This is a genomic window from Bradyrhizobium sp. USDA 3397, assembly GCF_054060965.1.
Genome location: NZ_JBSSDS010000001.1, coordinates 8,264,794 through 8,285,071, shown reverse-complemented (window position 1 = coordinate 8,285,071; position 20,278 = coordinate 8,264,794). Strand labels below are relative to the sequence as shown.

18 protein-coding genes, 1 pseudogene and 3 riboswitches are annotated in these 20,278 nt (G+C 67.4%); of the genes and pseudogenes, 3 read left to right on the top strand and 16 right to left on the bottom strand.

Annotation, left to right across the window (positions count from 1 at the left end):
• Positions 1–9: 9 nt before the first annotated feature.
• Positions 10–2,368: pseudogene (locus ACVWYQ_RS38450) on the bottom strand (TonB-dependent receptor).
• Positions 2,369–2,481: 113 nt separating this feature from the next.
• Positions 2,482–2,683: riboswitch (cobalamin riboswitch) on the bottom strand.
• Between the two features lie 72 nt (positions 2,684–2,755).
• Between ACVWYQ_RS38450 and ACVWYQ_RS38445 the strand changes: the two are divergent.
• Positions 2,756–3,328, top strand: a complete 573-nt coding sequence (locus tag ACVWYQ_RS38445) for a histidine phosphatase family protein (protein WP_404652394.1) — start codon at positions 2,756–2,758, stop codon at positions 3,326–3,328.
• Here ACVWYQ_RS38445 and cobT read toward each other — a convergent pair.
• The 8 genes from cobT to cbiE form a co-directional block, all read right to left on the bottom strand.
• Positions 3,321–4,373, bottom strand: coding sequence for a nicotinate-nucleotide--dimethylbenzimidazole phosphoribosyltransferase (gene cobT, locus ACVWYQ_RS38440; RefSeq protein ID WP_404652396.1), 1,053 nt, complete (start codon positions 4,371–4,373; stop codon positions 3,321–3,323). The two genes, ACVWYQ_RS38445 and cobT, sit on opposite strands and share 8 nt — an antisense overlap.
• A 5-nt stretch (positions 4,374–4,378) precedes the next feature.
• Positions 4,379–5,128: a precorrin-6A synthase (deacetylating) gene (gene cobF / locus ACVWYQ_RS38435; protein ID WP_275509282.1), complete on the bottom strand. Its 750-nt coding sequence runs from the start codon at positions 5,126–5,128 to the stop codon at positions 4,379–4,381.
• Positions 5,129–5,174: 46 nt separating this feature from the next.
• Positions 5,175–5,852, bottom strand: coding sequence for an energy-coupling factor ABC transporter permease (locus ACVWYQ_RS38430; protein ID WP_404542144.1), 678 nt, complete (start codon positions 5,850–5,852; stop codon positions 5,175–5,177).
• Between the two features lie 37 nt (positions 5,853–5,889).
• A riboswitch (cobalamin riboswitch) is annotated at positions 5,890–6,108 on the bottom strand.
• A gap of 45 nt (positions 6,109–6,153) precedes the next feature.
• The gene (gene cobA / locus ACVWYQ_RS38425) at positions 6,154–6,885 is read right to left on the bottom strand and encodes a uroporphyrinogen-III C-methyltransferase (protein ID WP_338122609.1); all 732 of its coding nucleotides are present in this window, start codon (positions 6,883–6,885) and stop codon (positions 6,154–6,156) included.
• The gene (locus tag ACVWYQ_RS38420; RefSeq protein ID WP_404542148.1) at positions 6,882–8,192 is read right to left on the bottom strand and encodes a cobyrinate a,c-diamide synthase; all 1,311 of its coding nucleotides are present in this window, start codon (positions 8,190–8,192) and stop codon (positions 6,882–6,884) included. The genes cobA and ACVWYQ_RS38420 overlap by 4 nt, the downstream gene beginning before the upstream one ends.
• Positions 8,192–8,974: a precorrin-4 C(11)-methyltransferase gene (cobM, locus tag ACVWYQ_RS38415; protein ID WP_456727102.1), complete on the bottom strand. Its 783-nt coding sequence runs from the start codon at positions 8,972–8,974 to the stop codon at positions 8,192–8,194. Before cobM ends, ACVWYQ_RS38420 begins: the two co-directional genes overlap by 1 nt.
• Positions 8,971–9,339 (bottom strand): cobalamin biosynthesis protein, encoded by a 369-nt coding sequence (locus ACVWYQ_RS38410; protein ID WP_456727101.1) that lies wholly within the window; start codon positions 9,337–9,339, stop codon positions 8,971–8,973. Before ACVWYQ_RS38410 ends, cobM begins: the two co-directional genes overlap by 4 nt.
• On the bottom strand, positions 9,336–10,517 hold the full coding sequence (gene cbiE, locus ACVWYQ_RS38405; protein WP_456727100.1) for a precorrin-6y C5,15-methyltransferase (decarboxylating) subunit CbiE: 1,182 nt from the start codon (positions 10,515–10,517) through the stop codon (positions 9,336–9,338). The genes ACVWYQ_RS38410 and cbiE overlap by 4 nt, the downstream gene beginning before the upstream one ends.
• Between cbiE and ACVWYQ_RS38400 the strand changes: the two genes are divergently transcribed.
• Positions 10,516–11,262, top strand: coding sequence for a cobalt-precorrin-6A reductase (locus ACVWYQ_RS38400; RefSeq protein ID WP_456727237.1), 747 nt, complete (start codon positions 10,516–10,518; stop codon positions 11,260–11,262). The two genes, cbiE and ACVWYQ_RS38400, sit on opposite strands and share 2 nt — an antisense overlap.
• On the opposite strand, the gene cobJ is transcribed toward ACVWYQ_RS38400, so the two are convergent.
• From cobJ to ACVWYQ_RS38365, 7 genes are read right to left on the bottom strand one after another with little or no spacing between them, the layout of a single operon-like run.
• Positions 11,238–11,972: a precorrin-3B C(17)-methyltransferase gene (gene cobJ / locus ACVWYQ_RS38395; protein WP_456727099.1), complete on the bottom strand. Its 735-nt coding sequence runs from the start codon at positions 11,970–11,972 to the stop codon at positions 11,238–11,240. The two genes, ACVWYQ_RS38400 and cobJ, sit on opposite strands and share 25 nt — an antisense overlap.
• A complete protein-coding gene (locus ACVWYQ_RS38390; RefSeq protein ID WP_456727098.1) occupies positions 11,969–12,700 on the bottom strand; it encodes a precorrin-2 C(20)-methyltransferase in 732 nt (243 codons plus the stop codon). Before ACVWYQ_RS38390 ends, cobJ begins: the two co-directional genes overlap by 4 nt.
• 2 nt (positions 12,701–12,702) lie before the next feature.
• Positions 12,703–13,332: a precorrin-8X methylmutase gene (locus ACVWYQ_RS38385; RefSeq protein WP_456727097.1), complete on the bottom strand. Its 630-nt coding sequence runs from the start codon at positions 13,330–13,332 to the stop codon at positions 12,703–12,705.
• The gene (gene cobG / locus ACVWYQ_RS38380) at positions 13,332–14,495 is read right to left on the bottom strand and encodes a precorrin-3B synthase (RefSeq protein ID WP_404542164.1); all 1,164 of its coding nucleotides are present in this window, start codon (positions 14,493–14,495) and stop codon (positions 13,332–13,334) included. The genes ACVWYQ_RS38385 and cobG overlap by 1 nt, the downstream gene beginning before the upstream one ends.
• Positions 14,492–17,740, bottom strand: a complete 3,249-nt coding sequence (gene cobN / locus ACVWYQ_RS38375) for a cobaltochelatase subunit CobN (RefSeq protein WP_456727096.1) — start codon at positions 17,738–17,740, stop codon at positions 14,492–14,494. Before cobN ends, cobG begins: the two co-directional genes overlap by 4 nt.
• Positions 17,740–18,774, bottom strand: a complete 1,035-nt coding sequence (cobW, locus tag ACVWYQ_RS38370) for a cobalamin biosynthesis protein CobW (RefSeq protein WP_404652404.1) — start codon at positions 18,772–18,774, stop codon at positions 17,740–17,742. The genes cobN and cobW overlap by 1 nt, the downstream gene beginning before the upstream one ends.
• Complete coding sequence (locus ACVWYQ_RS38365) at positions 18,771–19,145, bottom strand: DUF1636 domain-containing protein (protein WP_275501001.1); 375 nt, start codon at positions 19,143–19,145, stop codon at positions 18,771–18,773. Before ACVWYQ_RS38365 ends, cobW begins: the two co-directional genes overlap by 4 nt.
• 95 nt (positions 19,146–19,240) lie before the next feature.
• A riboswitch (cobalamin riboswitch) is annotated at positions 19,241–19,461 on the bottom strand.
• 40 nt (positions 19,462–19,501) lie between these two features.
• Here ACVWYQ_RS38365 and cobO point away from each other — a divergent pair.
• Positions 19,502–20,137: a cob(I)yrinic acid a,c-diamide adenosyltransferase gene (gene cobO, locus ACVWYQ_RS38360; protein ID WP_456727095.1), complete on the top strand. Its 636-nt coding sequence runs from the start codon at positions 19,502–19,504 to the stop codon at positions 20,135–20,137.
• Positions 20,138–20,278: the final 141 nt, after the last annotated feature.

Here is a 20,278-nt window from a genome sequence, read left to right as displayed (position 1 = left end):
CTCAGGGCCTCACCATTTGAACGCGGCCGATATTTCATAGGTGCGCGGCGCGCCCAGGAGGATCTGGTCCGGATAGAACGGATCGCCCCAGATCGCATAGCGCTTATCAGTGATGTTGCGGACACGGAAGGTCAGGCGGGCCTGGTCGACCGCATTGAACGCCGTCTTGGGGATGTCGACGAAGGCGTAGACGTCGGCCACGGTGTAGGCCTTCATCGTCACGACGTTGGCGTCGGTGTTGTAGCGGTCGCCGACATGACGACCGGTGATGCCAAGCTCCACCGGCCACGGTGTGAAGAAGCGATACGACGCGCCGGCGTTTGCGACGATACGCGGCACGTTTGGCGGCGTGTTGCCCGAGAACGAGCCGCCGGCAAAATTGTAGTCGGCATAGCGCGCATCGACATAGGCGATGTTGCCCCACAGCCGCAGCGGCTCGATCGGGCGTATCGAGGCGGCAAGCTCGATGCCCTTCGACTCCTGCCGCCCGGCGATATTCAGCTGCATGCCGCCGGCGGCCGCATAGACGTTCTTGCGCACGATGTCGTAGGCCGAGAACGACCATTCCGCCCGGTTGTCCCAGAACAGGTGCTTGACACCGGTCTCATAGGTGCGCGCGGTGGTCAGATCGAGCGGCTGGGTGGGCGAGAGCAGGAAGATGTTGTTGGCTGCGACGTCGGCGCCGGTGGCGTACTGGCTGAAGAAGGTCAGGCCGGGAACGGCCTCCCAGGTGTAGCCGATGCGGCCCGTCACCGGCGCCCAGTCTTTCGTGAACGGGAAGCCCGCCTTCACGATCCCGTTCTTGTCGGTCGAATTACGGTCGAGCCCGATATGCTCGACGCGGAGGCCGCCGATCAGCGCGAAGCTGCGCGTCAGCTTGAGCCTGTCCTCGAATGACAGCGCCTCGTTGTCGATGCGTGCGGTCTGCTGCTGCGTCGTGAGCAGGCCGTAGAAACCGCGGTTGGGGTCGACCAGCGAAACGGAATCGCCGGGAAAGTTTGCCGCGCCGGGCCTGACGAAATCGAGATAGCTCGACGACAGCGTCGTGACCAGCCGGTTATCGAAGCCCGCAATATTTGTATCCCAGATCAGGTCGGTGATGTTGCCGACCAGCCGCTGGCTGTGGGCGACATAGAAACGCTCGCGATCGACCAGGTTCGTGGTGGAATTGAACGCCTCGATCTCGTTATTGAACCAGATTCGTTCCGCGCCATAGCCATAGGCCTGACTTTTCAGCGTGAGGTCAGGCGCGAGCTTCAGCTCGAATCCGCCACGCAGCCACACTTCCTGCGCCACGTTGCGGTTATCGAGAACGTTGTAATTGGTGTTGAAGGTGCGATCGTCGATGGTGACGGCACCGAGATTCGTTCCGTTGTAATTCGAGACGTAATTGCCGGAGACGATCCCCGTCGTCGCGTGCGAACCGCTGAAGGCGACCGGCACCAGCGGCGCGCCCCAATAGGCCTTCGAGCGGTCTTCACGATATTCGACCGCACCCCAGATCCTGAGGCTGTCGGAAACACGGTAGTTGAGCTGGCCGGACGTGCCGAACGTCCTGACATTGGTGTCATCGGCAAAGCCGTTGAGCGTGGAGCGGCTGATGTCGAAGCGATAGTCCAGTCCCTGCACATTGGTGCTGCCGCCGGAGCCGTAATGGGCACGGAACGAATTCAGCGAGTCCCAGGAGAAATTGGCATCGTTACGGGCAGGTCCGGTGTGGGGCTGCTTGGTGACGAAGTTGATAGCACCGCCCGCGGCGCCCTCGCCCGAAATCAGCGAAGCCGGGCCCTTGAGGAATTCCACCGCTTCCAGATTGGCGGTATCCACGATCCGCGAGGTCATGTTCTGCGGACCGATCTTGATGCCGTTGTAGAGCGTGTTGATCTGGCTGTTGGTGAAGCCGCGCATGGAGAAGGCGGAAGGTTCGGCCGGGTTGTCGCCCGAGGTGACGCCGACGGCGCCCTGCGCCACCTCGGACACGGTGCGATAGCCCTGCTCGCGCATCGTTTCGGCCGAGATCACCTCGACGGTCGCGGGCGTCTGCCGCACCGTCAGGCCGAGCGCGCGAGGCGCTTTCGGCAACGGCATTGGTGTTGAGAGGCGTCTGTGCCGTCGAATCCGGCATGACGGGTTTTGGCGCGGCGGATACAGCCGCCGGCCTGCGCGCTGCCGCGCGACGCGCGCTCTGCGCCGCTCCTGCTGCCTGTTTGGCCGGCTTGCGCGCCTGGGCGGGCGACACCTCGATGGGCGGCAGGGACTCCCGGGCCTGCTGCGCCACAGCGGCAGGCGGACCGAGAGCGGCAAAGGACGTGAACGCGGCGGAGGCAAGCAGGACGCGGCGCGATCGTGCGATACGGATGGAAGACACAGGTCAAAACCTCGGTATGACGTCAGTGGCACGTCACAGCGAACGAGGTTTCACCTTCGGCTTTAGCCGTCCGATGAAGCCGAATGTCTGTACTCCCCGACCGACATCTTCGCGTGTGACCACGGCTGACGGCAGGTCTCCTGGCTCGCGGGTCGTGACCGCTTCGTCGCCTTCCCGGGACCGAGGACCCAGTGGCTCGTGACGAAGGATTCACCGCTTACAGTTGCGGGGGCAGCCGCGGCATTGGGGACATTTTCCCCGCACCGCATTCCCTTTTCATTCCCTCTCGGGAAAACCGTCATGAGCATCTAGGATTACCGCCAAGACAGAGTCAATGTGCCAGTTGCGGCGTTATGGCCACAGCAGCCAACTTCCCTGGAGATGAGCATGGAAGGCGAGACCTTCCTCTGGTTGATCAGGCATGCGGCCGTCGTGGGCGTGCCCGGGACGATCCATGCGGCCGATGCGCGGGCCGACCTCGGCGATCACGCCGCATTGACGGCTCTCAGGCGCCTCTTGCCCGCGGATGTCGCCGGCTATGCCAGCCCGTCGCGGCGCACGGTCGAGACGGCGCGCGCGCTGGGGCTCGAACCGGAACTGGTCAGCGAATTTCGCGAGCAGGATTTCGGCGATTGGACCGGCCATCGGCATGACGAGCTCGCCGCGACCGGCGGCGAGGCCTACGCGCAGGTCTGGCGCGATCCCGCGCACGGACGGCCGCCGAACGGCGAAAGCTTTGCGGATCAGGTCGCCCGCGTCCGCCTCGGCCTGGCGCAGATTGGCGCAGGCTCCGCGGCGCTGGTCGTTCATTCCGGCACCATTCGTGCCACGCTCTGCATCGCGCTCGATCTCACACCGGAAGCCGCACTGCGCTTCGTGATCGATCCACTGTCGCTGACCCGGATCGACCGGCTCGCGGGCGGCTGGCGTGTCGTCTCGGTCAATCAACGCATTAGCTAGGCCGATCCGGCACATTGGCCTGCGCGAAGGTCGCCATGCCGTTGTGAAGTGCGCAGGCCGAGCGCACCAGCGGCAGCGCGATCGCCGCACCCGATCCCTCGCCGAGCCTGAGATCGAGGCTGATCAGCGGCTGCACGTTCAGCGTGCGCAACACCAGCCGATGTCCCTGCTCCGCCGATTGATGCGAGGGCAACAGGAACGGCTGGCAGGACGGGTTGAGGCGCGCCGCCGCCAGCGCCGCCACCGAGACGATGAAGCCGTCGATCAACACGGGAATGCGGCGTTGCGCGGCCGCGATGATCGCGCCCGAGATCGCCGCGATCTCGAGGCCGCCGACCGCGCACAGGATCTTCTCGACCGCGGCTCCGGCGACGCCGTGGCGCGCGATCGCCGCATCGATCACCCGCGCCTTGTGCGCGCGGCCGGCCGCATCGATGCCCGTGCCGCTGCCCGCGATCTCCCCGGCGCTCACACCAAGTAGGCTCGCCGCGATCGCCGCCGATGTCGTGGTGTTGCCGATCCCCATCTCGCCGAAGATCAAGAGATCAGGCCGGCCGGCCTCGGCGCGCACCACCGCGCGCTGGCCGGCCTCGAAGGCGAAGGCCAATTCCGCCGGCGTGAGCGCGGCCTCGACACTGAAATCGCGGGTGCCGCTGCGCGGCTTGTCGGTGACGATTCCCGCCATCTGCTCCTGGGACAGCGTGCCGGCGTCGACGACCTCGAGGCTCGAACCCAGCTCGCGCGCCAGCACCGAGATCGCGGCGCCACCGGCGGCAAAATTCGCCATCATCGCGATGGTGACGGCTTGCGGATAGGCCGACACGCCCTGCGCGACGATACCGTGGTCGCCGGCGAAGATGATGATCGGCACCCGCGCGGCGCGCGGCTGCCCGGTCGCCTGCAGGCCCGCAAGCTCGATTGCGAGCTGCTCGAGCCGCCCGAGCGCGCCGGTCGGCTTCGTCAGCTGCGCCTGCCGCGCAATGGCCGCCTCGCGATGAACAGCGGAGACCTCGGGGCAGTTCTGGGTAACCCATTCGGGAAGCATGCTGCTCAACGCCTGCGTTTGATGATGTAGCTGTCCATGATCCAGCCGTGCCGCTCGCGTGCCTCCTGCCGCACGGCGGCAATGCGCGCGCCCAGTTCAGCCAGCGCGCCGGACATGACGATCTGATCGGGCATGCCAAGATAGGCTCCCCACCAGATGTGAAGTCCGGCCGGATCGAGCGACTGGAACGCCGTGCCGCCATCGAGCATCACGACGACGGTATCGACGCCCTGCGGCCAGCCGCCTTCGCGCAAGCGCCGCCCCGTCGTGACCAGGAACGGCTCGCCGATGTCGTTGAGCGGCAGCGCATGCGCCGCGCACAGCGCCTGGATCGAGGTGATCCCAGGCACGACTTCGATTGTCGGCAACGGATTCAACCGCCGCGCAATGCGCAGCGAAGAATCATAGAGCGAAGGATCGCCCCAGATCAGCAGCGCGACCTTGCCCTCATCTTCGAGATGCCCAGCGATCGTCTGCGACCAGGTCGCGGCCACCGCATCGTGCCAATCGTCTACGCCCTTGCGGTAGTCCGACTCGGTCGCATCGCGCACGGGAAGGTCGAATTCGGCGATGCGTGTCGTTTTGTTGGTGAGCACACCGGCGCAGATCGTTCGCCTGAGATCGGCGAGATCGGATTTCGCAGTCCCCTTGCGCGGGATCAGGATGAGATCGGCCGCGTTGATGGCGCGGGTCGCGGCGCGCGTGAGCTGCTCGGGATCGCCGCAACCGATGCCTATCAGGGAGAGCGTGAGCATCGCGAGCGCGACGGGCGGCCACGGCGGCCGCCCTTTCGCTTGTCTCTCAGGCCGCGTTGTGAAGGCGCGGCGTGACGAGGCCGGGCGCGGTGACGCCACGCAGCGACTTCGCCAGCGCCAGCACGGCGAGATCGGCCAGCGGCTCGATCACGATGACCAGCGCATAAGCGGCAGCGAACGTCGCAATGCTGGCGAGGTTGCTGATCGCAAAGCCGGAGCCATAGAGCGCCCAGAACGCCACCCATGCGATCACGCCGGCCTGGTAGGTCGTCGAAAGCGCCAGCGCCTGACCGTATTTCAAATCGACATAGGCGGTGTTGCGGGCAATGATCCGCGTGGCGATCGCCTGGATCGCGAACAGCGGCACCAGCAGCGTGGTGACGTTCATGCCGTATTGCGGCAGATCGACTGGCTCCAGCAGCATGCCCTGAAGCAGCAGGCCAATTGCGAGGCCGAAGGCGGCGGGCGCAGCACCAAAGAGCAGGAACAAGGTCGAGCCAAGGATGAAGTGCACCTCTGATACCCCAACCGGAAAGTGCGGCAGGATCTCGAAGAAGACGAAGACGAGAGCGGTGGTGGCCAGTGTCCGCGCGGCGAAAGAGCCGGCGCCCTGCTCGCGCACGGTCTCGACCGCGAGCTTCAAGGCAACGCCGCCTGCGGCGATGCCGGTCGCGTAACTCAACACGAGCTTGGCGCCCGTCACGATCCCGGGTTCGATATGCATGGCTCAATTCCTTCCTGCCGTCACACCCGACGGCCTTGGCCTCAATACGTGCACGGCCGGTCTCCTGGCTCGCGGTTCACTGGGTTCTCCGGCCTTCCCGGACCTTGCGGTCCAGTGGCGGTTCGGAGCCCCTCACCGCTTACAGTCGCGGGGGCGGCTGGGGTTTGGGGCGCCGCAACTGGGTCCGCCCATCCCCATTCCCGATTATGCTCCGGCGCTTTGCGCCGCGTCGAGCACCATGCCTCTCTTGTGTGCCCCTTTCGCATCGCGGGCGTCAAGGGGCGAACCGCTGCCGGAGCGCTCATGCCGGATATTCTCCCGCCAGCGCACCGAACAGGATGACGGCGGCGGTGGAAGCGGCGCCGCCGCGCCCAAGCTGCTCGGCGAGCTCGGCAATCGTGGTGCGGACCAATCGTTCGTCAGATCGCCCGAGGGATTCGGCGAATAGCGCCGGGGTGCTGGGAGCGAGGCCGTGCGCGATCAATTTTGCGGCAAGCGCCGGAAAGGTGCGCCGGCCCATATAGACCACGGTCGTGGCCTCTGGATCGGCCATCGCCGCCCAATTCAGATTGGGCGGCAGCTCGCCCGTGACGTCAGCGCCGGTGATGAACTGCACCCGGCGGGAGGTATGCCGGCGGGTCAGGGGAATGCCGGCCTGGGCGGCGGCGACACAGGCGGAGGTGACGCCGGGAATGATCTCGTAGCCGATGCCGGCTTCGCGCAGCGTCTCGATCTCCTCCTCGAGCCGGCCGAAAATGCCGGCATCGCCGGATTTAAGCCGCACCACGCGCGCGCCTGTTGCGGCATAGTCGACCAGGAGACGGTTGACGTGGTGCTGCTTGGTCGAAGGACGCCCGGCCCGCTTTCCCACCGCGACGAGATTGGCGCCGGGCCGGGCGAGATCGAGGATCGCGCCGGAGGCAAGATCGTCATAAAGCACGACGTCGGCCTCGCGCAGCCGCGTGGCGCCTTTCACCGTGAGGAGCTCGGGATCGCCCGGACCGGCGGAAACGAAAGAGACAAACCCGCTCACCGGTCCTCCGCAATCAGATGGAAGAACGTGCCGGTGGCATGGCCACGGCGCGAGCCGGTTTCGGCAATGACCGCGCCGGTGGCGTCGTGCACGACCGCGAGCGGCGTATCGGGCTGGGCGAGGATGGTCGAATAGTGGAACTCGTGGCCGCGCAGGCGCGCGCCAGGCTTATGCCCCGGCATCGGCGCGGCCAGTTCGGCAAGACGATAGCCGAGATGCATGCGGCGCTTGGCAAAGCTGGTCTCCAGGCCGAGCAGCCCTGTCATCTCATGGCGGATACCGTCGGCGTCGGTCAGGCCTGCGCCCAGCACCATATAGCCTCCGCATTCGCCATGCACCGGCCGCGTCTCGGCGAAAGCGCGCAGTCCGCTGCGAAAGCGCGCATTGCCCGCGATCTTTCCTGCATGAAGCTCGGGATAGCCGCCGGGCAGCCAGCACACGTCGGCGCTCGCGTCGGGCACTTCATCGGCCAGCGGCGAGAACGGCACGATCTCGGCGCCCGCCGCGCGCCAGGCTTCCAGCATATGCGGATAGACGAACGAGAACGCCGCATCGCGCGCCAGCGCGATGCGCTGGCCGGGCGGCCTCACGTTCAAGCCGTTCGCCACAGCTTGCGGCGACCATTTGCCTGCCGAGTGGAGCACCGCATCGAGATCGACGTGCTCGGCGACAAAGCGCGCGGCTTCGTCGATCAGCTTGCCGATCTCGGCCTGCTCCTCGGCCTGCACGAGACCGAGATGCCGCTTCGGCAGGCTGATCTCGGCATGGCGCGGCAGCGCGCCGAACACTTTGATGCCGGCCTCGTTCAGCGCGCGCCGCACCAGATCCTCATGGCGCGGGCTGGCGACGCGATTGAGCACGACGCCGCCAAGGCGCACGCCGGCGCGGTAATCGCGAAGGCCGGCGGCGATCGCTGCCGCAGTCTGCGCCTGGCCGGAGGGATCGATCACCAAAACCACCGGCCAGCCCAGCATCTCCGCGATATCAGCTGTCGCTCCGGTGCCGGAGACGCCGCGCGCAGCGACACCGTCGAACAGGCCCATCGATCCCTCGGCGAGCACGACATCTGCATTGCCGCCACGGCTGACGAGATGCGCGATGGCGCTGCGATCCATCGCCCAGCTGTCAACGTTGACCGAGGCGCGTCCCGTGGCGGCGGCGTGGAAGGCGGGATCGATATAGTCGGGCCCGCTCTTGAAGCACTGCACGTTCAGGCCGCGATTGCGCCAGGCGCGGGCCAGCGCCAGCGTCAGCGTGGTCTTGCCGACACCGGAGGCCGGCGCGGAGATGACGAGGCTCGCCGCCATCACGACGCCTCCGGAAAGCGCGGCTCGGCACCGACGGGCCGGTAGCGGCGGTCGTAATCGGCGGCGTAGAGGCGGCTCTCGTCGAAATCGGCAGCGCCAAGCGTCTTGCCGACCAGGATCAACGCGGTGCGCTCCATCTCGCCACCCACGGCCGCATCGAGCGTTGCCAGCGTCGCGCGCACGATGCGCTGCTCCGGCCAGCTCGCGCGCCAGACGATCGCGACCGGGCAATTCGCGCCGTAATACGGCGTCAGCTCGGCGACGACCTGGTCGAGCAGATGGATCGACAGGTGGATCGCGAGCACCGCGCCGGTCGCAGCGAACGCAGCGAGCTTCTCGCCCCCGGGCATCGCGCTGGCCCGGCCCGGCGTGCGCGTCAGCACGACCGTCTGAGCAAGACCGGGCAGCGTCAGCTCAGCCTCGAGCGCGGCCGCGGCAGCCGAGAACGAGGGAACGCCGGGTGTCACCGAGTAGGGAATCCCGAGCGCACGCAAACGGCGGAGCTGCTCGCCCATCGCCGACCAGATTGAGAGATCGCCGGAATGCAGCCGCGCGACATCCAGGCCTGCCGCATGCGCGGCTGCGATCTCGGCGATGATCTCGTCGAGCGACATGGGCGCGGTATTGACGATGCGCGCGCCGGGCGGGCAATGCGCCAGCACGCTCTCCGGCACCAGCGAGCCGGCATAGAGACAAACCGGACTGGCCGCGATCAGGTCGCGGCCGCGCAACGTCAGCAGATCGGGCGCGCCCGGCCCGGCGCCGATGAAATGCACCGTCATGCGCCGTCTCCTTCGGCGATCGCGGCGGTCGCGGTGCGATCCTGCGAGACGACCCGTGTTGCAATCAACCGCGCGTGCGGACCGGCGACCACGAGCGCTGCAGCCTCGGCCACAGATCCGGTGCCGAATTTCTCCGCGACGAGCTTCGATTGCGTGGGCGTGTCGATGCCGGCCAGTGTCGCGACCGGAACAGCCCTGATCGGCACGCCGCATTCACGAGCGAGTTGCTTCAGCGCCTCGGTGTCGGCCTTGTCGCTGACAGTTGCCATCGCCGCAAGCCCTTCCGCACCGCCGGCAGCCAGCAGCGCTTCGCGCAGCGAAGTCAGCGTAACGTCGCGCTTGAAGCCTAAACCGGCGACCTTCATCGCACCACACTCCACTGCACCACCGGGCGTGCTGCCTCCCACGACCGATAGCGGCCGAGCGGGGCGGCATGCGAAATTTCGGCCCGCATCAGTTCGCCGCCGTGACGCTGATGCAGCTCGCCGAGCAGAGCCTCCGTCTCCAGCGTCACAGCATGCGCCACGAGCCGCGTACCCGGCGAGAGCCGCGTCCAGATCGCATCAAATAACACTTCATCGAGACCACCGCCAATGAAGACGGCATCCGGCGCTTCCAACCCGGCAAGAGCTTCCGGTGCCCTGCCCGTGACGACTGTGATCCGATGTGCCAGACCGAAGGCGGCCGCATTCTTGCGAATGTTCGCGACGCGATCCTCGCGCGCATCGACCGCAATCGCCGTCCCACCATCCAGTGCCCACTCCACGGAGATCGAGCCTGAACCAGCGCCGATATCCCACAGCCGCTCGCCGGCACGCGGCGCCAGCGCCGAGAGCGCAAGCGCGCGCACCGGCCGCTTGGTGATCTGGCCGTCGTGAACGAAGACGTCGTCCGGCAAGCCCGAGCTGCGAGCAATGCCATGTGCGCCCCTCGCCTCCACGGCTACTGCCACTGGGTTTCCAGTGAGACCACCAGAAAAATCCTTGGCGCGATACTCCTGGACACTTTCGCGCGGCCCGCCGAGCGCGGCGAGAGTCCAGAATGTCGAGGAGCCCCAGCCGCGTTCCGTCAACCATTTCGCAAGATCGCTGGCGGTCTTGCCATCGCGCACGAGGCAAATGATGCGCGCACTGCGCGCAAGATACGGAACCAGACGTTCGAACGGCGCAGCGTGCAGGCCGAGGCAAATGGTCGACTCCAGGCGCCACCCCAAGCGCGCGGCTGCAAGCGAGAAGGTCGATGGCGCGGGGTGCGCGATCCACTCACCGCTGCCGAGCTTCTCGGCAAGGCTCGCGCCTGCGCCATGCCAGAACGGATCGCCGGAGGCGAGCACCACTGTCGGCCGACCGCGGCAGCTCAGCACGACATTCGCATCGAACGGCACCGGCCACGGACGGCCGCGGCTGCCAATTTCGGCAAGCGCAAGATGGCGCTCGCCGCCGAACACGGTTTCGGCCCTGGCAAGCGCCTTTCGGCTTGCCTCCGACAGCCCAGCAAGGCCATCTTCGCCGATACCGATGATGGTCAGCCAGGGATCAGACATGATTCGCGCCCTCATTCTGGGCGGAACGGCCGATGCGAACCTGCTCGCCGCGGAGATCGCGCGCGCCGGCATCGACGCCGTCTATTCCTATGGCGGCCGCACCCGCACGCCGGCCGATCAGCCGCTGCCGACCCGCATCGGCGGGTTCGGCGGCGTGAGCGGGCTGGCCGACTACATCCGCCGCGAAGGCATCACCCACGTGATCGATGCCACGCATCCCTTCGCCGCGGAAATGAGCCGCAACGCGGTCGAGGCGTGCGCGCAGACGGGCACGCCGTTGCTCGCGCTCGAGCGCGCGCCCTGGATCAAGGCGTCCGACGACACCTGGATCGAGGTGGCGGACGTCAATGCTGCCGTCGCCGCGCTGCCGCACGCCCCGGCAGACGTGTTCCTCGCCATCGGCCGCCAGCACATCGCGCCATTCGCGACAAAGCCGCAGCACGCCTACACGCTGCGCTTTGTCGACCCGCCCGACGCGACCCTGCCCTTCGCGGCCGATGTGATCGTGTCGCGCGGACCGTTCACCCTCGAGGGCGAACTCGAGATGCTGCGCACGCGCGGCATCGCCTGGATCGTCGCCCGCAATTCTGGCGGCGACGGCGCAAGCGCCAAGATCGAGGCGGCCCGCAGGCTCCGCCTTCCCGTGGTGATGATCTCGCGACCAGAGCTGCCCGAGCGCCGACGGGTCGAGCGCGTCACCGACGTGATGCAATGGCTCGGTCATTCTGCCCGCCTCGGCGCATAGACCCAGCGGCCGACTCGGCGTGTCTGCGAATTGCCGAGGATGACCAGCGTGCGCATGTCGGCCATCTCGGGCGTCGCCTGGTTCAGCGTCACGATCTCGATCTTTTCATCGGCCGCGCTGATCGCGCGCGCGAAGATCATGAGACGCTCGCCGCAGCCGGCCTCGCGAAGCAGCGCCAGCGCACGGCCGAATCCTTCCGGGCGGCTGGCCGAGCGCGGGTTGTACATCGCGATGGCAAAATCGGCTTCCGCCGCGAGGCGCAGGCGTTTCTCGATCACGGTCCACGGCTTGAGATTGTCGGAGAGGTTGATCGCGCAGAAATCATGTCCGAGCGGCGCGCCGGCACGCGCCGCGGCCGCCAGCATCGCGGTGACGCCGGGCAGCACGCGGATCGACAGCTCCCGCCATTGCGGCGCCTGTCCAAGCGCCTCGAACACGGCAGACGCCATCGCGAACACGCCGGGATCGCCGGAGGAGACGACGACGACCTGCCCGCCTTCAGCCGCCAGACGCAACGCCTCGCTTGCGCGTTGCAGCTCTTCGCGATTGTCGGAGGGATGCAGGGTGAGGCCTGCTCGCGGCGGCACGCGCGCGACATAGGGCGCATAGCCCAGAATGTCGGTCGCCGCGGCCAACGCAGCGGTGACTTCGGGCGTTACCAGCGCGTCGCTGCCTGGCCCGAGGCCCGCGATGGTCAGGGTGCCCGTCATTCGGCGGCGTCCAGATGCCGGCCCTTGCCGTGCACGAGCACGATCGCGAAATAAGGACAGTCTGCCGCATCGATCTCGGCGAGCCGCACCACGCGCTCGCCCGGCATGGTGCCGCGCTCGACCAGCCAGGCATCGTCCAGCCGCCCAGCGGAGCGAAGCGCGCGGCGCACCTTTGCGAGATTGCGGCCGGTCTTCATGACGACCAGCGCATCGGAATCGCGCATGCGACGTTCGAGCTCGGCCTCGGGGAGCGTCCCCATCAGCACCGTTGTCACGTCGTCGCCGAGCGCGATCGGTTGCCCGACGCCGTTCCAGCAGCCGACCATGCCGGGAATGCCGGCGATCACCTCGATCTCGACGCGGCCTTGCAGGCGCGTGTGCAGATGCATGAAGGAGCCGTAGAAATAGGGATCGCCCTCGCAGAGCACGACGACGTCGACGACGCGCGAAAGCCGCGCCAGGCGCTCGGCCCATTCGTCATAGAAATCTGCGAGCAGTTGCACGTATTCGGGGCTGTCGAAAGCAATCTCGGTCGTAACCGGATATTCCATTGGATATTCGGTAACGCCCGCAGCCAGCATGCCCTCGACGATGCGGCGCGCCTGACCTGGCCTGCCCTTCTTGCGAAAATAGGCGACGTGGCTAGCGCCCCGCACCGTACGATCGGCACGTACGCTCATCAGGTCAGGATCACCGGGGCCGAGACCGCAGCAGATGATGCGTCCCATGGCTATTCGCTCCGGCTTGCCAGCGCGTTCACGGCAGCAACCGTGATGGCGGAGCCGCCGAGGCGGCCTTCGACGGTGAGCGCAGGTGCCGGCGGATCGGCCATCAGCGCGGCCTTGGATTCGGCCGCGCCGACGAAGCCGACGGGACAGCCGATGATCGCAGCCGGCCGCGGGCAGTCTCGATCCTCCAGCATGTTGAGCAGATGAAACAGCGCGGTCGGTGCATTGCCGATCGCGACGATCGCGCCATTAAGATGCGGGCGCCACAGCTCCAGGGCCGCGGCCGAGCGCGTGTTGCGCATAGACTGCGCCAGCGTGGGCACGGCGGGATCGCCGAGCGTGCAGATCACGGCATTGGCCGCGGGAAGTCTTGCCCGCGTAATGCCTTCGGAGACCATGCGCGCGTCGCACAGGATCGGCGCGCCCTTCTGCAAGGCCGCGCGCGCGGCAATCGCCATATCAGGGGTGAAGCGGATATGCGCCTCGAGGCCGACCATGCCGGCGGCATGGATCATCCGCACCACCACCGGCTCCTCGTCCGGCGTGAAGCGGGCGAGATCGGCCTCGGCCCGGATGGTGGCAAAGGATTGCCGGTAGATCACAGCGCCGTCGGTCTCGTAGGTGTGCGGCATCAGTTCCCTCCGACCAGGATGGAGGGATCGCTGACGATGTCGGCGCCGTTCAGCCCGCGCAGGACCGGCGCGTCGCGGGTCGAGCCGTCGCGGACGAGATCGAACCCGGCACGCGTCGCAATCAGCGTGACCGCAGCCGCGCCGGAATGGGCGCAGCCCTTGCCGCAGCCGGAGACGTGCAGCCGCGCGTCGGCGGCGATGCGCGGCGCCAGCGCCGCGGCTAGCGCGCGCGTATCGGCATGGGCCTCGCGGCAGCGCGGCGCGCCGCTGCAGGCGATGACGCGCAGCGCCGGATCATGGGGCCTGGTGATGAGCCCCGCCCCGCTCGGCATCTCGCGCTTGCCCTCGCTCAGCACCATCCGCCAGGGCGTCATGCGCAGCGCATGGCCGCAAGCAGAGAATTGATGCAGCGTCGCGTGCAGCATCTGCCCGAACGCGATGCCGACCACCGCACCTTGCGGATAGTGCCCGGGACGCACCGCGGCCATCACAGGCGCAGGCTCGGTCTCGCCGCGCAACGATTGAGGCAACACGGCGCCGGATCCGATGTGGGCTGCCATGCGCCCTCGCCCGCCCTTTGCACCGCCGGAGATGACGAACCAGCTTGCGAGCGCCAGCGCCGCGCTCACGGCCTGTCCGCGATCGACTGAACGACCGAGCTTGGCGCCGTCGGCCCGCACCAGGAGACCACCCGAGCGGTCGCGCTCGATGCGGATGTCGGCGGAATCGCCGGCGAGAACGCGCGACCGCCCGTCATCGATGGCGAAGCCGAACTTGGTGGGAAGGGCAAGGCCGGAATCGGCGAGCGCCTCCTCGAGCTCCGCGGCGAGCGACTGCGTTTCATCGCCATTGCTCCAGAACGGCGTCACCAGGATGTTGCGCCTGGCTTCGATGTCGGCGTCGGGATCGAGCAGCGCCAGCTGCGCAAGACCATCGAGCAACGGACGATGGCCGTCCTCCTGAACGCCCCTGATCTGCAAGTTAGCCCGGCTCGTGACGTCGATCAGACCATTGCCGAAGCGCTCGGCGAGTTCCGCAAGCCCGGAGATTTGCGGCGCTTCAAGGCGCCCGCCGAACGGACGCACGCGCACCACGAGCCCGTCGCCCGATCGCATCGGGCGCAGTGCGCCGGGACACCATCCCTTAACCGTGGCCGTGCTCATGACGCCTCCCGCAGCGCCGCTGCAATCGAATTGCGGCGGGTTCGCCAGAGCGAGGCTTCGTGCAGGCGCGTGAAGCAGGTTTCCATTGCGGCGAGTGCGGACGGATTTTCGCGCGCCATGAAGGCGCGGACGTCGTCGTTGCCGAGTGTCGCGTCGTAATAGAGGTCGAACAGATGCGGCGGCACGGCGCCGGCGAGATGTGCGAAGGCGGCCATGTGCTCCAGCGTCGCGGTGATCTCGGCGGCGCCGCGGAAACCGTGGCGCATCATGCCGGCGATCCAGTCCGGATTGGCCGCGCGTGCGCGAACGACGCGCGATATCTCTTCCGTCAGCGTGCGCGCATGCGGTTCGCCCGGCCGTGTCGCATCGAGATGATAGAGCGACGGCGCGCCTGCCCCGAGGTGCGCGGCTGCTGCGGCGATGCCTGCCTCATGCGCGGCATAGTCGGCGGCGAGCAGCAGATCGGTTTCGGGCAAGTCCTGGACGTGGACAAAAGCATCGGCGGACGCGAGACGCTGTTCGATACCTGCGCGATCCCGCTGCATCGCGCCATCTGCAGAGAACGCCCAGGACGATGCCGACAGCCACGCTTCGCCAGCGGCCTCGCGCGTCTCCGGCGTGAAGGCATCCGGGATCGCCGACAGGCCGACGCCGTATTGTCCGGGCCGCGGCGCGAACACGCGGCGCGCACGATGCCGATAGGGGTTCTCATCGCCCTCGTCCTCGCGCGCGGCGAGCGCCTCGGCGGCGGCTTCGAACAATTGCGCCAGACCTGCGAAGACGTCGCGGAACAGGCCGGATACGCGCAGCGTGACGTCGATGCGCGGGCGGCCGAGCTCGGCCGGCGCGATGATGTCATAACCGGTGACGCGGCCGGACGCATGATCCCAGCGCGGCGCAAGGCCGGCCAGATGCAGTGCCATCGCAAACTCTTCGCCTGCGGTGCGCATGGTCGCCGACCCCCAGAGATCGACGACGAGACCCCTCGGCCAGTCGCCATGATCCTGCAGATGGCGCCGCAGCAGCTCTTCGGCGAGCTTGATGCCTTGGGCATGCGCCGATGGCGTCGGCACCGCGCGCGGGTCGACGGCGAAGAGATTGCGCCCTGTCGGCAGCACGTCCTGACGCCCGCGATACGGGGAGCCCGACGGCCCCGGCGCGACGCGTTTGCCAGCGAGCGCGGAACGCAATGCATCGCGTTCCGCATCGGCACAAGCGCCGCGGCCGAACACGTGCAGGCCGTCGCCGAACTGGCTCTCCTTGAGATCGCACACGAAGCGGTCGATCCGCGGGATCGCTTCGGCCGGTGCGGCCGAGGCATCGAGGCCGAGATCGTCTTCGAGACCCGCTGCCCGCGCCTCGTCACGGATCGCCGCGATCAGGCGTTGGCGACGGGCGGGATCGAGGCCGTCAGCGGTCGAATACTCATCGAGCAACCGTTCCAGCCGACGTAGACCTTCCGGCACCGCTGATGTCTCAAGCGGCGGTGGCAAATGGCCGATGGTGACCGCGCCGATGCGCCGCTTGGCCTGCGCGGCCTCGCCGGGATCGTTGACGATGAAGGGATAGATGACGGGAAGATCGCCGATCAGCGCTTCCGGCCAGCAGCTCGAGGACAGCGCCACGGATTTTCCGGGCAGCCATTCCAGCGTGCCGTGCGCGCCCATATGCACGACAGCATCGCAGCCTTGCTGCCTGAGCCAGAGATAGAATGCGACATAGGCATGGCGCGGCGTGCGGGTGAGATCGTGATAATCGGCATCGCGCGAGGCCGCATCGCCGCGCTCGGGCTGGACTGCGATGACCGACCGGCCGCACTGAATCGCGGCGAAGTGGAACGCGCCATCGCGGCAGCTCGGGTCGTTTTCCACCGCGCCCCAGGCGCGCGCGAGATCGTCCTGCAAGGATTGCGGCAGGCGCGACAGCCCCGCGCGATAATCGGCAACACTCCAGGTCAAACTCTGCCTTAGCAGCGTCTCGCCGAGCGCATCGATCGGCGCGACATCGAAGCCGGCCTCCGCCAGATCGGACAGTAACGCTTCGACTGACGCCAGCGCGTCGAGCCCAACCGCATGCGCGATCTGGTGCGGACGACCGGGATAGTTCGAGAGCACGACGGTCAGCCGCTTCTCGCCGGCGGGCTTCTGCGCAAGGCGATGCCAGGCCGTAACGCGCGCGGCGACCGCCTTCACGCATTCCTCATCCGGCCTGTGCGCCAGATGCGCAAACTGCAAATCCGGATCGCGCTGACCGGCCGATTTGAAGCTCACCACGCCTGCGAACAGGCGGCCGTCGACCTCCGGCAGCACGACATGCATCGCGAGATCGCCGGGCGACAGGCCACGCAGTGATTCCGCCCAATCCTCGCGCCGCGCCGTCGAGAGCGCGACCTGGAACACCGGACAGGACGCGGCATCGAATGGCGTCGTGCCGTCGTCGCCAAGGGCCGAGAACGCCGTCGCATTGACGATCGCCGCCGCAGGATGTTGCGCCAGATGCGCGCGCAGCCAGTCGGCAGCGCCCGGCGCCTTCAGCGAGGTGACGAACGCGCCGTAGGCGTCAAATCCCTTCTCGCGCAGCGCGACAATCAAGGCGTCAACCGGCCCCGTATCGGCGGCGGTGAGATAGGAGCGATAGAACGTCACGAGTGCGCGCGGCTTGCCCTCGCCGCCCGCCGGCGCGGCAATGACGCCGCGCGCGGGATCGTAGAATCCCATCTCGGGCACGGTCATCTCGCCGATGACCGGGCCAGCATAGAGGCCTGAGGCCAGCGCGAGCTGCGCGATCGCCGCTTGCGCGGCGACCGGGCCACCGGTGTCGCAGAGCACCTTGAGCCGACGCAGCGTCGAGACCGGCAGGGTCGAGTACCCGTCCAGCCGCGTGTCGTCGCGGCCGTCGGCCGGCAGCACCGCCAGCACGATGCCGCGATCCTTCGCGAGTTGCTGGAGCGCCGCAAGCCCGTACGCCCAATAGGACTCCCCGCCGATCAGGCGCACCAATATGCCACGCGCCTGCGACAGCGTGCGCTCGATGTAGGTGTCGACCGACAGCGGATGCCGCAGCTCCGCGAGATTGGCCAGCCGCAGCGACGGCAGGCTGCCCCGACCGCGCCGCCAGCCGGCCGCGAACGCGGCCAAATCGGAATCCGAATACGAGAGCACCACGAGATCGGCCGGGTCCTGGCCGATGTCTCTTGGCGTCGCGGTCTCCTCGAGACCGCGGCTCTCGCGGAAGACGACGTGCATCAGATACCAAGTCCTGCCTTGATGGCGGCCTCGTCGATATCGCCATGCTCGCCGATCACGACGAGCTTGGACTGCCTGTGACCCGCGCCCCATGGCTTGTCGAACTGATGGCGCACCCGCTCGCCGACCGCCTGCAGCAACAGGCGCATCGGCTTGCCCGCGACCGCGATGTAGCCCTTGGCCCGCAGGACGTTCTGCTCGCGCGCCAGCTTCTGGACGGAGGCAACCAGTTCCTCGATATCCGCCACCTCCGGAAGGTCGATCACGACGGAGGCGAAATCATCATGCTCATGCTCTTCCTCGCCGTCGTGATGCGAGGGCCGCGCGGCGAGATCATTCTCGGCCGCAGCGCCGAGGCCGAGGATGACGCGCGCATCGATCGCGCCGTCGGTGACCGGCAGCATCGGCACGCGGCGCGGCATCTCGGCGGTGATCGCCGCCTTTGCGGCTTCGATGCCTGCGGCGCCCGCAAGGTCGGCCTTGGTCAGCAGCACGATGTCGGCGCAGGCGATCTGGTCCTCGAACACTTCCGACAGCGGCGTCTCGTGATCGAGATTGTCGTCCGCCGCGCGCTGCGCTTCCACCGCAGCCGGATCCGGCGCGAAGCGGCCGGCCGCGACGGCCTCGGCGTCGGCCAGCGCGATCACGCCGTCGACCGTGATGCGCGAGCGGATCTCCGGCCAGTCGAACGCCTTCAGCAGCGGCTTTGGCAGCGCCAGGCCCGAGGTCTCGATCAGGATGTGATCGGGCCGCACCGGCCGCGCCAGCAATTGCTCCATGGTCGGAATGAAATCGTCGGCGACGGTGCAGCAGATGCAGCCATTGGCGAGCTCGACGATGTTCTCCTCCGGGCAGTTCGCATCGGCGCAGGACTTCAGGATCTCGCCGTCGACGCCTTCGCTGCCGAACTCGTTGACGAGCACCGCGAGCTTCTTGCCGCCGGCGTTGCTGAGCAGATGCTGGATCAGCGTCGTCTTGCCGGAGCCCAGGAAACCCGTGACCACCGTGACGGGGACTTTTGCGAGCGAGTTCATTCGGCGGCCTCCGGCACGACGGCAATGGGGGGAATGCGGGCAAGCGACTGCTTGCGGAAGATCTCGGGACGGCTGCGCCATGGCACGATCCCATCAGGCGCGGCGGCATAAGCCGCAGCGCCCGCGACCACGTCGCGCGCATTCGTCTCCGACAGGCGGCCATAGACATAGGACCAGCGGCCGGGCGCGCTGAGCGCGACCGAGCAGCCCTGGCTGCAGGCCGACAGGCATTCGACGGGAACCACGCTGACGCCCTCGGGCACGCCGGCCTCGAGAATCGCGCCATGCAGGCGCTTGCCGGGCGTCGTCTCGCCCTCTCCAAGCGTCTGGCCGGCGCGGCAGGTAATGCAGACATGAAGTGTGACGGTCATCGCCTCTTCCAGATAACAGCGGGAGGCGATGAGGCGCACGGACCATTCTCCAGAAAGGCCCGCTTCCCCGTCGCGGAACACCCCGTCCGCCGGTCCAAAACTCGTCCGCGCTGGCAGGTCTCCCGGCTTGCGGAGCAGGGTTTTGGCCCTTCGATCCCCGCCTTCCCGATTCCAAAAGGAATCAGTGGCTTCGGGCATCTCTCCGGTCACGGTCGCGGGGGCGGCTGCAGTTTGGATCCAGATCTTGCCGATTCGGACCCTATCGCATTCCCTCTTCGCCTGTCATAGGACAGGAACCAACGCCGGGCCACCATTTGCCGGTGGCCGCCACTTGTCAAGCCGAAGGACCGGGTCCCATGACATCTGAACCGGATACCCAAACAGCCGAGGAAACCGACATCAGGCATGCCCAGAAAATGGCGAAGAAGAAGGCCGCCCGCGACAAGATCATGGCGACCAAGAGCGGCGAAAAGGGCCTGATCATCGTCCATACCGGCGCCGGCAAGGGAAAATCCTCCTCGGCCTTCGGCATGATCGTCCGCTGCGTCGCGCATGCCTTCCCTTGCGCGGTGGTGCAATTCATCAAGGGCGCCTGGGACACGGGCGAGCGGCGACTGCTCACCGGCCATTTCGGCGACCTCTGTCAGTTCCACGCGATGGGCGAAGGCTTCACCTGGGAGACGCAGGACCGCGCCCGCGACATCGCCGCCGCACGCGCCGGCTGGGAGAAGGCCAAAGAGCTGATCCTCGACGAGCGGCTGCGCATGGTCGTGCTCGACGAGATCAACATCGCGCTGCGCTACGACTATCTCGATATCGCCGAAGTCGTCGAGTTCCTGACGACCCAAAAGCCTGCGATGACGCATGTCGTGCTCACCGGGCGCAACGCCAAGGACGAGCTGATCGAGATCGCCGACCTCGTCACCGAGATGACGCTGGTCAAGCATCCGTTCCGTTCCGGCATCAAGGCGCAGGCCGGCGTCGAGTTTTGATGCTGATGAGATTGGATTCTAATGCTGCGCCAAGGGAGGTATGCTCCCTCCCCCGCTTGCGGGGGAGGGTTGGGGAGAGGGTATCTACGCAATCGAGAGCCCCCAAGAGGAGAAAACCCTCACCCGTGCCTTCGGCACGAC